The 13,002-nt window shown below is 65.2% G+C and carries 13 protein-coding genes; 4 read left to right on the forward strand and 9 right to left on the reverse strand.

Features of this window, described 5'->3' with window-relative positions; genetic code table 11:
• Positions 1-12: 12 nt before the first annotated feature.
• The 3 genes from ligD to LB555_RS09315 all read right to left on the reverse strand — a co-directional run bounded on the left by ligD (position 13) and on the right by LB555_RS09315 (position 4,078).
• Positions 13-2,568: a DNA ligase D gene (gene ligD, locus LB555_RS09305; RefSeq protein WP_224682745.1), complete on the reverse strand. Its 2,556-nt coding sequence runs from the start codon at positions 2,566-2,568 to the stop codon at positions 13-15.
• A 9-nt stretch (positions 2,569-2,577) separates the two neighbouring features.
• On the reverse strand, positions 2,578-3,453 hold the full coding sequence (locus LB555_RS09310; RefSeq protein WP_140618129.1) for a Ku protein: 876 nt from the start codon (positions 3,451-3,453) through the stop codon (positions 2,578-2,580).
• Between the two features lie 118 nt (positions 3,454-3,571).
• Entirely contained in the window at positions 3,572-4,078 is a 507-nt protein-coding gene (locus tag LB555_RS09315; RefSeq protein WP_015314781.1) for a ferritin-like domain-containing protein, read from the reverse strand.
• 400 nt (positions 4,079-4,478) lie between these two features.
• Here LB555_RS09315 and LB555_RS09320 point away from each other — a divergent pair, with 400 nt between their 5' ends.
• Entirely contained in the window at positions 4,479-4,619 is a 141-nt protein-coding gene (locus tag LB555_RS09320; RefSeq protein ID WP_015314782.1) for a hypothetical protein, read from the forward strand.
• A gap of 2 nt (positions 4,620-4,621) precedes the next feature.
• Complete coding sequence (locus LB555_RS29290; protein ID WP_263484918.1) at positions 4,622-4,747, forward strand: hypothetical protein; 126 nt, start codon at positions 4,622-4,624, stop codon at positions 4,745-4,747.
• A gap of 167 nt (positions 4,748-4,914) precedes the next feature.
• Here LB555_RS29290 and LB555_RS09325 read toward each other — a convergent pair whose 3' ends face one another.
• The 3 genes from LB555_RS09325 to LB555_RS09335 all read right to left on the reverse strand — a co-directional run bounded on the left by LB555_RS09325 (position 4,915) and on the right by LB555_RS09335 (position 8,509).
• Entirely contained in the window at positions 4,915-5,298 is a 384-nt protein-coding gene (locus tag LB555_RS09325; protein ID WP_224682907.1) for a DUF1850 domain-containing protein, read from the reverse strand.
• 76 nt (positions 5,299-5,374) lie between these two features.
• Positions 5,375-7,480, reverse strand: a complete 2,106-nt coding sequence (locus LB555_RS09330; protein WP_224682746.1) for a TRAP transporter permease — start codon at positions 7,478-7,480, stop codon at positions 5,375-5,377.
• A 69-nt stretch (positions 7,481-7,549) separates the two neighbouring features.
• On the reverse strand, positions 7,550-8,509 hold the full coding sequence (locus tag LB555_RS09335; protein WP_140660352.1) for a TAXI family TRAP transporter solute-binding subunit: 960 nt from the start codon (positions 8,507-8,509) through the stop codon (positions 7,550-7,552).
• Between the two features lie 256 nt (positions 8,510-8,765).
• Here LB555_RS09335 and LB555_RS09340 point away from each other — a divergent pair, with 256 nt between their 5' ends.
• Together LB555_RS09340 and LB555_RS09345 are read left to right on the forward strand one after the other, a co-directional pair.
• Positions 8,766-9,134, forward strand: a complete 369-nt coding sequence (locus LB555_RS09340; RefSeq protein WP_015314786.1) for a YciI family protein — start codon at positions 8,766-8,768, stop codon at positions 9,132-9,134.
• A gap of 7 nt (positions 9,135-9,141) precedes the next feature.
• Complete coding sequence (locus LB555_RS09345) at positions 9,142-10,386, forward strand: RNA polymerase sigma factor (RefSeq protein ID WP_224682908.1); 1,245 nt, start codon at positions 9,142-9,144, stop codon at positions 10,384-10,386.
• A 9-nt stretch (positions 10,387-10,395) separates the two neighbouring features.
• Here LB555_RS09345 and LB555_RS09350 read toward each other — a convergent pair whose 3' ends face one another.
• From LB555_RS09350 to LB555_RS09360, 3 genes are all read right to left on the reverse strand, one after another.
• Positions 10,396-11,022, reverse strand: a complete 627-nt coding sequence (locus tag LB555_RS09350) for a glutathione S-transferase family protein (RefSeq protein ID WP_140719551.1) — start codon at positions 11,020-11,022, stop codon at positions 10,396-10,398.
• A 159-nt stretch (positions 11,023-11,181) separates the two neighbouring features.
• The gene (gene cysK / locus LB555_RS09355) at positions 11,182-12,162 is read right to left on the reverse strand and encodes a cysteine synthase A (protein ID WP_140712085.1); all 981 of its coding nucleotides are present in this window, start codon (positions 12,160-12,162) and stop codon (positions 11,182-11,184) included.
• 177 nt (positions 12,163-12,339) lie between these two features.
• Positions 12,340-12,957 carry a LysE family translocator gene (locus tag LB555_RS09360; protein ID WP_224643062.1) on the reverse strand — a complete coding sequence of 206 codons (618 nt, stop codon included), beginning with the start codon at positions 12,955-12,957 and terminating at the stop codon, positions 12,340-12,342.
• Positions 12,958-13,002: the final 45 nt, after the last annotated feature.

Genomic DNA, 13,002 nt, shown 5'->3' on the forward strand with positions numbered 1-13,002 from the left:
CCGAAAGTCGAGCTAGCCCCGCTTCAGCACCTTCCCCTTCTTGAAGAAATCCACCCACGGATCGGCTTCCGAGAGCCGTTTCAACGTCGTCTTGTCGCCGATCGGGAAGGCGTTCGGCGGCAGGCCGGCCTCGATCTCGGCCCAGGTCACCGGCATCGACACCGTCGCGCCCTTCTTGGCGCGCGAGGAGTAGGGCGCGACGGTGGTCGCGCCGCTGCCGTTGCGCAGGTAGTCGACGAAGATCTTCCCCGTGCGCGCCTTCTTCGACAGCGTCGCGGTGTAGCGATCCGGCGCGCCTTGCTCCAGCGCCCTGGCGAAATCATGGGCGAAGCCTTTGACCTCGGCCCAATCCGCCGACGGCTTCAGCGGAACGACGACGTGAAAGCCCTTGCCGCCCGATGTCTTGACGAAATTGGGCAGCGACAGCTCGTCGAGCTTGCCCCTGATGTCGAGCGCCGCCTCGCGCACCGCCTTCACATCGACGCCCTCGTCGGGGTCGAGGTCGAAGACGATCTGGTCGGGCTGTTCAAGCTTGTCGATGGTGCAGCCCCAGATGTGGATCTCGACCACGCCGAGCTGGACCAGCGCCGCGATGCCGTCGAAATCGCGGATGAACAGGATTTCCTCGCCATCCGTGGGATCCTTGGTCTTCTCGATCTTCGCATGCATGCCGGGCGAGGCATGCTTCTGGAAGAAGCGCTGGCCGCCGACACCATCGGGCGCCCTGACCAGGCTGAGCGGGCGGTCGACCACGAATTGCTTCATGCGCGGCCATACCAGCGCGTAGTGATCGAGCAGGGCCTGCTTCGAGATCTTTTCGTCGGGCCACAGAAGCTTGTCCGGGTGGGAGAGCTTCACGCTGGTTTTCGCCGCCGGTGCTGCCGTATTGGCGCTGCCTGCCGCCGGCTTGGGCTTGGCGGGGCTCTTGCCTGTCGCTGTTTTGGTTCCCGCTGCCCCTGTTCCCGTTGCCCCTGTTCCCGTTGCATTGGGCTTTTCCTGCACGACTTCCTCCGCCGGCTTGTCCTCGCGCAGCCCCTGGAACGAAGCATGGCGTATTATACGGTCCGACGTCCAGCTGCGAAACTCCACTTCGCCGACCAGTTCCGGCTTGACCCAGACCAGGCCCTTGCCCTTCGGCACGGCCGCATCGAAGGGCGAGGCGTCCGCCTTCAGCGCATCGAGCTTCTTCTTCAGGTCGTTGGCGCTCTTGGTGGAGAAGCCGGTGCCGACACGGCCGGCATAGTGCAGGCTGCCGCCTTCGAAATAGCCGACCAGCAGCGAGCGCAGGCCGCGCCCGGTCTTGTCCGACGGCAGATAGCCGCCAATGACGAATTCCTGCCGTGCCGTGCATTTCGATTTGACCCATGCCGGACCGCGCCCGCTCCGGTAGGGCGCATCGGCGCGTTTTGAGACGACGCCTTCCAGCCCCATGCGGCAGGCATGTTCCAGCATGATCTTGCCGGGTTCGGCAAAATGGTCGGAGAAACGCACCGCCGCGGTGTCGGACGGCTCGCCGAGCAGCGCCTGCAGGGCCTGCTTGCGCTCGACAAGCGGCTCGCGGCGCAAATCCTTGCCGTCGAGCCGCATCAGGTCGAAGACGTAATAGATGAAGCGGTTCGTCCGCTTCGCCGACAGATCCTGCTGCAGCAGCGCGAAGGACGACACGCCGCTGTCGGCCAGCACGACGATCTCGCCGTCGAGGATGGCGTCGCTGCATTTCAGCCCGGCGAGTTCGGCCGCGATCTCGCCGCCGAATTTTTCCGTCCAGTCCAGCCCGGTGCGGGTCAAGAGCCGAACGTCGGTGCCGGCGATCTGCGCCTGCATGCGGTAGCCGTCGAACTTCACCTCATGCAGCCAGTCCTGGCCCGACGGTGCGTCGCGCTCCAGCGTGGCGAGTTGCGGCTCGATGAAATCGAGCTTCTTGCCGCCGGTCTTGGCCTTGCCGGCGGCCGGCTTGTTCGAATGCCAGACCTTCGGCTTCTCGCCCTTGGCCGCCTTGCCTTCGCCGACCTCCTCGATCGTCAGGCCTGATTTCACCGATTTCGGCTCGTCTTGCAGAATATCCTCGCCGGGGCGTGCGGCGGCATCGTCCGACTTGATCAGCAGCCAGTTGTCGCGTTTTTCGCCGGGCCGCGGCCGCAGCCGCACCAGATGCCACTTGCCACGCAGCTTGTGGCCCTCGAGCTCGAAGTTGATGTGCCCCTTCGCCATCATCTTGGCCGGATCGCCCTCGGGCATCCAGGTGCCCTCGTCCCAGACGAGGACCGAGCCGCCGCCATATTCGCCCTTGGGGATGGTGCCTTCGAAGCCGGCATAGTCGATGGGATGATCCTCGACATGCACGGCCAGCCGCTTTTCGTGCGGATCGAGGCTCGGGCCGCGCGTCACCGCCCAGCTCCACAGCACGCCGTCATGCTCGAGGCGAAAATCGTAATGCAGCCTTGTGGCGGCATGCTTCTGGACGACGAAGATGCCGCCGTCCTTCTTGCCGCGCGCAACCTTGCCCGCCGGCTCGGCGGTCTTCTTGAAGTCACGCTTCGAATGATACTGTTCGAGGCTGCTGGCCATCTCGTATCCTCAGGCCGATTTGCGCTTCGGCGCAACGCTTTTCGCCTTGGCACGTTTGGCCGCCGGCTTGGCTTTCGCCGGGGACGACTTGGTTTGTCCTGAACCCGAATCCGACGACAAGCTCTTCTTCAGCGCGTCGAACAGGTTGACGACATTGGAGGGTTTGGGCGCCTCCTTGGCCTTGGGCGCCTTGTGCCCCGCCTTCTTGGCGCGGATCAGCTCGAGCAGGGCTTCCTCATATTTGTCGTCGAATTTCGAGGGATCGAACTTGGTCTTCTTCTTGTCGATGATGAGCTCGGCCAGATCGGTCATCTCCTGGTCGGTCTTCACCGCCTCGATGTCGCCGAAGACGGTCTCCGGCTGGCGCACCGTGTTGTCGTAGCGCAGCGTGGTCAGCACCATGCCCTTGCCGAGCGGCTCGATGACCACTGGACGCTCGCGCCGATAAAGAACGATGCGCGCCAGCCCGGCCATCTTCTTGCCCGCCATCGCGTCGCGGATGACGGCGAACGCCTCCTCCGAAACCTTGTCGGCCGGCGCGACATAGTAGGGCGTGTCGAGATAGATCTGCCGGATCGAGGACTTGTCGACGAAGCCGTCGAGGCTCATCGTGTGCGAGGTTTCGATCTGCACCGCCTCGATCTCGTCCTCCTCTATATGGACGAAGTCGCCCTTTTCGATCTCGTATCCCTTGATCTCGTCGCCGTCCTCGACCGGTTTGCCGGTCTCGGCGTCGACATAGATCCGCTTCACCGTATTGCCGGTCTTGCGGTTCAGGATGTGGAACGAGACCTTGTCGGCATGGGTGACCACGTTGGTCAGTTCGATGGCGCAGGTGACCAGCGAGAGCTTCAGATAGCCTTTCCAGGCCGGGCGCGGCGCCATGATGATTTCCCCGTGAAAAAGATCAGCTGGAACGGGTGGAACGGGCGACCACCCCGCTCGGTTCCAACCCGGTCGGGCCGGGGCCGGCGCGGTTGCCGCCGGCCCCGACCTTCAGCCCCTATTCGGCGGCCTGCAGGTTGATCTTGCTTTCCGCGATTTCGGTCAGCTTGCGATCCGTCGCCTGCTCTTCCTTGAGATTCTTGGCCAGCACATTGGCGCAGTCGCTGCGGCCGAGCTGCTTGGCCCAGGCGATCAAGGTGCCGTAGCGGGTCATTTCGTAGTGCTCGACGGCCTGCGCGGAGGCGATCAGCGCGGCATCCAGAACGTCCTTATCGTCGACATCGCCGCTGACGTCGTCGGCCTCCTCGAGAATGCCGTCGATGGCCGGGCAGTTCACCTGCTTGGCCTTGACGCCATGCAGCTCGAACACCTGCTCGACGCGTTCGATATGGCCCTTGGTCTGCTCGAGGTGTTTTTCGAAGCCGGCCTTCAATTGCGGATCGGTTGCCTTGTCGACCATCTTCGGCAGCGCCTTCTCGATCTGCTTTTCAGCATAATAGATGTCGCGCAGCGTGTGCACGAAGAGGTCGTCCAGCGTTTTGATGTCCTTCGAAAAGAAGCCCATGATTTCAACCTTTCCATTGCTCTTGCTTGTTCGGGAGATCCCGGCCTGCCTGGGCAGTGCCTGTGAGCCGGCAATGCCGGTCCTGCGACTCAACGTCCGTTGGTGGGGCCGGTTCCGAACGCTCGCGGCCGCACGGCAACGAAATTCTCGGGCGGCACGAAAGTTGAAACACAAGCGCGCCAAGGCGACATTCAAACGAAACATATGTGATGCAAAAGTCACACCAACCGAAATGATGACAAAAGGCGTCGAAACACCCCGAATCAGCCGCAATCCGGCCATGAAGCGACGGGTTTTCGACCAAAAATTAACATCACGTTCACTGAGTATTCACGCCTCGATGCTATCGTTCTCGCACTTCGGAAGGGACGTCCGAAAATCGGGACAGGGACCAGGTAAAATGAACTTCCTCACGCAACTCATCGGCTATGCCGCCGCCATCCGCGAATTCGTCGCGCCGACCTATCGGCCCGAGCGCTATTACATGCGTGGCCCCGGTCCGGCCTGCGCCCGTCGCGGCACGTCGCTGGGCGCGCACTGACCATGAGCTTCGAAAGCCGCCACAACAGCCGCATCTGCAGGCCGGACGCCGACAGCCGCGCCACCGCCTATCGCGCCGAACGCCCTGTCCTGGCCGACCGCCGGCGTGCGGCAACGCCGCGTCTTTGATGCCGCCATCGGCCGGCTTGATGTCATAGGACATAAGCAGCCGAGGCCAGCGTGACCGCCGCGGACGAGCCCTCCCCAGGCAAGCCGCCCCTCTGAACCCTTCGGTGCAGCCGCTGATCATCTTCGAGAGCGTCGCGCCTGGTTGCGGCCAATCGGATGAATGCGCGCTACCGCGGCCGGCTCGAGCGATCGGCCACACAGGGTTGGAGCACAATCGCGCCGCCCGCCGCCTTACCCAGTTCGCGGCAATCCTGGGACGTGCACAGCGTCCAGCCACCGGCCGTCGCGCCGGAGGCCGCCAGCACGAGACGGGGCTGCGGCCCGACCTTGGGCGCATAGACCCACCAGCCATCCTTCAGCACGGCACCTTCCGGCGGCTCCATGCCGGCACCCGAGCCCTTGATCCGGGCCTCCACCACTTGCAGGCCGGAGGGCGTCACCTTCCAGTCCTCCTCCCAGAGCGTCCGCTCCACCGAATGCGTCCAGAACAGTGTGAAGGCGGCAACGCCGAGCGTCACGCTCTTGCCGGCGGCGAGGATGCACAGGCTCATGCGGTTTCTCGCCTGAGCAGGATCGCCGCCGCCAGCCGGGTGCCGCATTTTGCGTTCGCCGACCTTCGCTTCGGGATCATGCCCTGGCCGGCGCCTGCCGGGCACGCCAGACATGCCAGCCGATCCAGGCCAGCGACAGCGCCCAGCCGGTCTCGTCGGTCAGCGGCACCGCCGCCACCAGCAGCACGCCGGCGGCGAAGGCGACCAGCCGTTCCCACCAGGCCATGCGCGTGGCAAGGAAGCCGACGGCGGCGGCGCCCCACAGCACGATGCCCATGCAGGCCTTGAGAACGATGTAGGTGACCTCGACGGGATAACCGAACTGGGCGGCGATCGGTCCGGCGTCCTGCAGCATCAGCGCCGGCGTGTAGACCGCCATGAACGGAACGACGAAACCGGCAATGGCTAGTTTTGTCGCCTGGATACCGATCTTGAGGCCGCTCTCCTTGGCCATGGGTGCGGCGGCAAAGGCGGCCAACGCCACCGGCGGCGTCAGGTCGGCCATGATGCCGAAATAGAAGACGAACATGTGGCTGACCACCAGCGGCACGCCGAGCGATAGCAGCGCCGGCCCGGCCAGCGACGAGGTGATGATGTAGTTGGGGATGGTCGGGATGCCCATGCCGAGCACCAGGCAGGTCAGCATGGTCAGCACCAGCGACAGGAACAGATTGTTCTCGCCGATCGAGATGATCCAGCCGATGAAGGTCGAGGCGATGCCGGTCAGCGTCAGCGTGCCGATGACGATGCCGACGATGGCGCAGGCAATGCCGACCGGCAGCGCGTTCTTGGCGCCTTCGGCAAGCGAAACGATGCAGATCCGCAGCGTCTCGCGGCCACCCCTGAAGGCAAGGCAGGCAATGACGAGTGCGGCGATGACAAGGCTGAGGATGTTGACGCCGAATTTCATGAAGGAGGCGGCGGCAAGCCCCAGCGCCAGCCAGAAGACGACGCGGAAGGCGAGCGGCCCGATCAGCGCCGCCAGCGGCGTGCCGAGGATCAGCACGATGGTCAGCGCCAGGCCCATCGTACCCGCGAAGACAGGTGTGTAGCCGGCGAACAGCAGATAGATCAGCGCCGCCAGCGGCAGCACCAGCGGCCAGTGCTGTCGCACCGCGTCCCAGGGGTTGGGCAGGTCCGCCTTGGCCATGCCACGCAGGCCGGCCTTGCCTGCCTCCAGATGCACCTGCCAGAAACAGGCGCCGAAATAGAGCAGCGCCGGGATGATGGCCGCCTTGACCACATCGGCATAGGGGATGTTCAGCGTCTCGGCCATGATGAAGGCGACCGCGCCCATCACCGGCGGCATGATCTGGCCGCCCATCGAGGAGGTCGCCTCGACGGCGCCGGCGAAGGCCGAGCGGAAGCCGAAGCGCTTCATCAAGGGAATCGTGAACTGGCCGCTGGCCACCACATTGGCGACGCCGGAACCGGAAATGGTGCCCATCAGCGCCGAGGACAGCACGCAGACCTGCGCCGGGCCGCCGCGCCAGGTGCCGACCAGGCCGAGCGCGAAATCGTTGAACAGCGCGATCATCCCGGCGCGTTCGAGGAAGGCGGCAAAGACGACGAAGATGAAGATATAGGCGGCCGAGACATAGATCGGCGTGCCGTAAATGCCTTCGGTGCCGTAGGCGAAGGTGTCGACCAGCTGGGCGAAGTCATAGCCGCGATGGATGAAGGGCGGCGGCAGATGATTGCCGACGAAGCAATAGGCGAGAAAGATGAAGGCGATGGCCGCCAGCGGCAGCCCCATCAGCCGGCGCGCCGCCTCGAAGACCAGCACCACCAGCACCGCGCCGACGATCAGGTCCGGCGTGGTGAGGAAGCCGGAGCGCCGGATGAGGTCGGTATAGAACACCCAATTGTACAGGCCGGTGCCGAAGCCGAGCACGCCCAGCGTCCAGAACGCGGCCTTGGCCGGCAGGCTGGTGGCGCGCAGATTGGCGATCAGGCCGAAGCCGAGCAGCAGCAGGAAACCGACATGCATGGCCCGCACCACCTGGCTCGGCAGGCTGCCATAGGCGGCGATGTAGATCTGGAAGGCGGAAAAAGCGACCGCGATGGCGAAGGCCGCCTTGCCGGCGATGCCGTCGCCGAAACCCGGCGGCAGTCCTTCGACCTGCTCTTCGGCGACGGGGAGATGGAAGGTGGAGGATTTGCCGTCGACTGCTTCGCTCATCCGACGCACTCCAAAATGAGCGAATGATAGTGCGAGGCGCGTCGCGAAGACATCTCAGATAGTCCTCGCCTACTTCAGCAGCCCCTTCTCCTTGTAATACCGCTCCGCGCCCGGATGCAGCGGCACCGGCATGCCGTCGAGGGCCTTGGCCGGGTCGATCGCCTTGGCGGCGGCGTGCGCAGCGGCAAGCTGGTCGAGATGCTCGAACATCTGCTTGGTCATCTGGTAGGCGGTCTCATCCGAGACATCGGCCCGGGTGATGAGGAAATTGCCGACGGCGGCTGTCGCGACATCCTCTGCCTGGCCCTCATAGGTGCCCTTGGGAATGACCACCGACAGATAGGGCGAGCCGATCTTGGCGACGTCTTCGGCCGGCACCGCAACGACATTGATCGGCAAGGAGGTGGCGAGATCGCGGATCGAGGCGACGCCCAGCCCGGCCGATTGCAGCGTGGCGTCGAGCTGGCGGTTCTTGATCAGCTCGACCGATTCGGCGAAGGGCAGATATTCGACGCGGCCGAGGTCCTCGTATTTCAGCCCGGCGGCGGCGAAGATGGCCCGCGCGTTGAGCTCGGTGCCCGATGCCGGCGCGCCGACCGACAAGCTCTTGCCCTTGAGGTCGGCGAGCGTCTTGATGCCGGATTCCTGGCTGGCGACGATCTGGATGTAATTGGGATAGATGGCGGCGATGCCGCGCAGCTTGTCCAGCTTGCCGGGGAAGCCGGCCTCGGCATTGCCCTCGGCGGCCATCTTGACGGAATCGCCGAGCGCGAACGCGATCTCGCCCTTGCCCTGCTGCAGGAGGTTGAGGTTCTCGACCGAGGCCTTGGTCGCCTGCACCTGGGTGCGGGCGCCCTCGATGCCCTTGCCGTAGATTTCCGACAGTGCCACGCCGAGCGGATAATAGACGCCCGAAGTGCCGCCGGTCAGCACATTGATGAATTCCTGCGCGGTGGCGGACACCGCACCAAGGCCAAGGGAAAGCGCCATCGCGCCGGCAGCAATAAACGTCTTTCTGAAGTTCAACATCCGGTTTCCTCCCTGAAATATTGGCCGCATCGCCTCCCTGACGCGAACCGGGCGAGTTTAGACAGCGGAGGGGAAATGCCAACCCGCAATTCCGCTCGTTAGACGAATGGTTGAGAGTGTCGCCAAACATATGCCCGCTTGCACAAGGCGCGGCCGGAGCCGAAAGTTTTTCCAGCGCCTGTCGAAATCGGCCAAGGTCGCGCGACATACGTTCGGCCCGCAACGAAGCGGCCTTCGAAACCACGGGAGAAGACCCATGCGATACATGCTTATGATTTACGCCGACGAAGCCGCGATGGCGAACGTGCCGACCGAGGCGACCTATCAGATGAGCGCCGCCTATGACGCCTACACGGAAGCGCTGAAGAAGTCCGGCACCTGGCTGGCCGGCGACAGGCTGCGCCCGAGCCAGGCGACCACCCTGGTCCGGATGACTGACGGTAAGACCAGCGTGCTCGACGGCCCCTATGCCGACACCAAGGAGCAGCTTGCCGGCTTCTACATGATCGAAGCCGAGGACGCCGACGCCGCGATCGCCTGGGCGGCGCGCTGTCCGGCGGCCAGCACCGGGACTGTCGAGGTGCGGCCGATCTGGGAAATGGCCGACTATCTGCCCAGGAAATGACGGCGTGATGGACACACGCCCCGAAATCGCCCGGGTGGCCGCCGAGACGGCCGCCCGGCAGAGCTACGGCAAGCTGGTCGCCTGGCTGGCGGCGCGCACGCGCGACGTGGCTGCCGCGGAGGATGCTCTGGCCGACGCCTTTGCGGCGGCGCTTGAACGCTGGCCGCGCACCGGCGTGCCGGAAAAGCCGGAAGCCTGGTTGCTCGCGGTGGCAAGGCGGCGGCGTGTCGACGCGGTGCGGCGGCGGCTGACCAGCGAAGCCGGCCGCGACCATCTCAAGCTGATTGCCGAGGAGGCGGAGGCGCGCATGACCGATGAGGACCTGCCCGACGAACGATTGCGGCTGATGTTCGCCTGCGCCCATCCGGCGATCGAACCGGGCGTGCGGGCGCCGCTGATCCTGCAGACCATCCTCGGCTTCGATGCCGCGACGATCGCTTCCGCTTTCCTGCTCTCGCCGTCAACGATGGGCCAGCGCCTGGTGCGCGCCAAGAGCCGCATCCGCGAGACCGGCATTCCGTTCCGCGTACCGGAGCGAGCCGAACTCGGCGAAAGGCTGGACGCGGTGCTGGAGGCGATCTACGCCGCTTTCGCCGAGGGCTGGTCCGACCCGGCCGGTACCGAGACGCGGCGCCGGAACCTCGCCACCGAAGGCATCTGGCTCGGCCGGCTGGTGGCCTCGCTGCTGCCGCACGAGCCGGAAGCGCTGGGCCTGCTGGCTCTGATGCTGTTCGCCGAAGCGCGCCGCGCCGCGCGTCGCGACACGGCCGGAGAGTATGTGCCGCTCGCCGAGCAGGACCATGCACTGTGGGATCACGCCCTGGTCGACGAGGCCGAAGCCCTGCTCTGCCGTGCCGCCGCCATGGGCACGATCGGCCGCTATCAGCTCGAGGCGGCGGTCCAGTCGGCGCATGTGGCGCGACGGCTGAGCGGCCGCACCGACTGGGCGGCGATCCGCGCGCTCTACGAAGCGCTGTTTTCGATCGCGGGATCACCGGTCGTGGCGATCAACCGCGCGGTGGCGATCGCCGAGACCGAGGGCGCGGTGGCGGGGTTGGCGGCTCTTTACGTGCTGGGAGACGACAAGCGGCTCAATGACTACCAGCCCTACTGGGCCGCGCGGGCCGGCCTGCTGGCCAGGCTCGGCCAGGCACCGCAGGCGCTCGAAGCCTATGATCGGGCGATCGGCCTCGAGCGCGATCCGGCGGTGCGCCGCTTCCTGCAGGCAAGACGCGCCGCGCTCATACAGTGAAGTGTCCGCTCAGGCCGGCCACATTTCGTGCGACGTGTTGAGCGTCTTCATGAGCGGATGCTCGCGCAACCGCGCCCACAGGCGTTCGATACCGGGCCAGGCCGCCCGCGCCATGTCGATGTCGGGATGCCAAGCCACCAGCATGACGAGATAGATGTCGGCCAGCGACATCTGATCGCCGGCGAGCCAGTCGCGGTTGCGCAAGGCTGCATCGACGACGGCAAACCCGCGGTCCATCTCGGCGACCGCCGCCTGTTTCACCGCCTTCGTGCCCTCGGCATCCGTCGTGTAGCGATGGGCGTAGTAGAGCCGCAGCATCGCCGGGTAGAGCACCGAGGACATGAACGCCATCCAGCGCAGGAACTCCGCGCGCGCCGGTTCATCGGCGGTCGGCGCCAGGCCGGCTTGCGGGTGGCGCTCGGCGAGCAGGATGCAGATCGCCGCCGATTCGGTGACCGAGCGTCCGTCCGGCAAGGTCAGCACCGGCACCTGGTTCAACGGGCTGATGGCGAGGAAGGCCGGATCGGGCGCCTCGCTCTTCAGCACGTCGATCTGCTGGAAAGGCGCATCGATCAGCGCCAGCGCCGCCTCGACGACAAAGCCGCCGCTGCCCGGACGCGTGTAGAGCTTGTACATGAAATCCTCCCCCCGGCCCGAACCAGGGCGCGCTCGAGATTTGCACCGGAAGCAGGGGCTACTCAAGTCGGGTAAGGACTCCACGGCAGGTTTTTCAACGGGCCAGGCTCAGGACGCTAAACAAGCTACGTTAGCGCTGCTGTTCTTGGGTATCGAAGCCTAAGCTCCCAGCCCCTCGAACAGGATCGTCGACAGATACCGCTCGGCGAAATCGGGGATGACCACGACCAGGGTCTTGCCCTTGTTCTCGGGCCGCGAGCCGACGACGATGGCCGCCTGCAGGGCCGCGCCCGAGGAGATGCCGACCGGCACGCCTTCGAGGCGGGCGATGAGGCGCGCATTGGCGACCGAATCCTCGTTCGAGACCTTAACGATCTCGTCATAGACCGTGGTGTCGAGGATTTTTGGCGCGAAGCCGGCGCCGATGCCCTGGATCTTGTGCGGGCCGGGCTGGCCGCCCGACAGGACCGGCGAAGCATCCGGCTCGACGGCGACGACATGCAGCGCGGGCTGGCGCTTCTTCAAAACCTGGCCGACGCCGGTGATGGTGCCGCCAGTGCCGATGCCGGCGATGAAGATGTCGATCCCGCCCTGGGTGTCGTTCCAGATTTCCTCCGCCGTCGTCTTGCGATGGATCTCTGGATTGGCCGGGTTTTCGAACTGCTGCGGAATGATGGCGTTGGGGATCGTCGCGGCCAGTTCGTCGGCCTTGGCGATGGCGCCCTTCATGCCTTTCGGGCCTTCGGTCAGCACCAGTTCGGCGCCGAGCAGCGCCAGCATCTTGCGGCGCTCGACCGACATTGTCTCCGGCATGGTCAGGATCAGCTTGTAGCCCTTGGCGGCGGCGGCGAAGGCGAGCGCGATGCCGGTGTTGCCGGATGTCGGTTCGATCAGCGTGGTCTTGCCGGGGGCAATCTTGCCGGCCGCTTCCAGCGCCTCGATCATCGCTACGCCGATACGGTCCTTGACCGAGGCGATCGGATTGAAGAATTCGAGCTTGGCGACCAGATTGGCGACGATGCCCTTCTCCTTGGCGAACTTGTCGAGCCGTACCAGGGGCGTGTCGCCGATCGTGTCGGTGATGGAATCGTAGATGCGGCCGCGGCCGGGCACGCGGGCTGAAGTGACGGGCTTGTTCATTGGTTTCGCTCCCTGGATTTCAGGCAATTGGCAGTAGCCGACAGAATAGGGCTTTCAACCGCGCAAGATAGGCTGCGGCTGGAAAATATCCGAGTGGGGCGCGTGCTGAAAACGCCTGGCACTCGGAAAAGCATTTCCCGAAACAGCCGAAGTAGGGAATGGTTTGGCCGAAACGACCTACTGACGAGCGGCGATCGCCGCCGCCGCGCCAACCATGAAGGCGCCGGCAGTGCGGTTCAGCACCTTCAGCGCGCGCGGCGACTTCAGGAACCAGCGCGCCTTGGCCGCCAGCGCCAGGTAAGGCACCAGCACGACGAACAGGACGACGACCGTCAGCGCGACGAGAATGCCGTAATCGGCAAGCGTGATCGTCTTCAGGTCGACGATGGTCGGCGTGATGGCGAGGTAGAAGATCATCGTCTTGGGGTTGCCGAGCGTCACGGTGAGGCCGGCGACGAAGCTCGACAGCAAGCCGCCCTTTCCCTTCCTGGCTTCGATGGTTTCGGGTGTGATGCCGGCGGTCCAGAAGCGCCAGCCGAGAAAAGCCAGGTAGGCGACGCCGGCCCATTTGATGGCCAGGAAAACCATGCCGAATTCCTGCGCGACGAAGGCGAGGCCCAGCACCACGGCGGTCAGGTAGGTGAGATCGCCCAGCATGAGGCCGAAGGACATGGCCAGCGACGAGCGAAAGCCCGAGCCCAGCGCACGCGCGACCAACGCGGTGATGCCGGGGCCAGGAATGGCGGCGGCGATACCAAGAGCGGCGCTATAGGCGAGGAATCCGGTGAGGGTCATTGGCGTTGGTGTCCAAGGGCGGTCGCGCCCCTTGTCGCACGAGGC

It is taken from the genome of Mesorhizobium sp. BR-1-1-10, from assembly GCF_020165595.1.
Taxonomy (GTDB): Bacteria; Pseudomonadota; Alphaproteobacteria; order Rhizobiales; family Rhizobiaceae; genus Mesorhizobium; species Mesorhizobium australicum.

Coding starts and splice junctions, on each gene's coding strand:
- ligD (WP_224682745.1), bottom strand. CDS start 2,568: ATGGCCAGCAGCCTCGAACAGTATCATTCGAAGCGTGACTTCAAGAAG.
- LB555_RS09310 (WP_140618129.1), bottom strand. CDS start 3,453: ATGGCGCCGCGCCCGGCCTGGAAAGGCTATCTGAAGCTCTCGCTGGTC.
- LB555_RS09315 (WP_015314781.1), bottom strand. CDS start 4,078: ATGGGCTTCTTTTCGAAGGACATCAAAACGCTGGACGACCTCTTCGTG.
- LB555_RS09320 (WP_015314782.1), top strand. CDS start 4,479: ATGAACTTCCTCACGCAACTCATCGGCTATGCCGCCGCCATCCGCGAA.
- LB555_RS29290 (WP_263484918.1), top strand. CDS start 4,622: ATGAGCTTCGAAAGCCGCCACAACAGCCGCATCTGCAGGCCGGACGCC.
- LB555_RS09325 (WP_224682907.1), bottom strand. CDS start 5,298: ATGAGCCTGTGCATCCTCGCCGCCGGCAAGAGCGTGACGCTCGGCGTT.
- LB555_RS09330 (WP_224682746.1), bottom strand. CDS start 7,480: ATGAGCGAAGCAGTCGACGGCAAATCCTCCACCTTCCATCTCCCCGTC.
- LB555_RS09335 (WP_140660352.1), bottom strand. CDS start 8,509: ATGTTGAACTTCAGAAAGACGTTTATTGCTGCCGGCGCGATGGCGCTT.
- LB555_RS09340 (WP_015314786.1), top strand. CDS start 8,766: ATGCGATACATGCTTATGATTTACGCCGACGAAGCCGCGATGGCGAAC.
- LB555_RS09345 (WP_224682908.1), top strand. CDS start 9,142: ATGGACACACGCCCCGAAATCGCCCGGGTGGCCGCCGAGACGGCCGCC.
- LB555_RS09350 (WP_140719551.1), bottom strand. CDS start 11,022: ATGTACAAGCTCTACACGCGTCCGGGCAGCGGCGGCTTTGTCGTCGAG.
- cysK (WP_140712085.1), bottom strand. CDS start 12,162: ATGAACAAGCCCGTCACTTCAGCCCGCGTGCCCGGCCGCGGCCGCATC.
- LB555_RS09360 (WP_224643062.1), bottom strand. CDS start 12,957: ATGACCCTCACCGGATTCCTCGCCTATAGCGCCGCTCTTGGTATCGCC.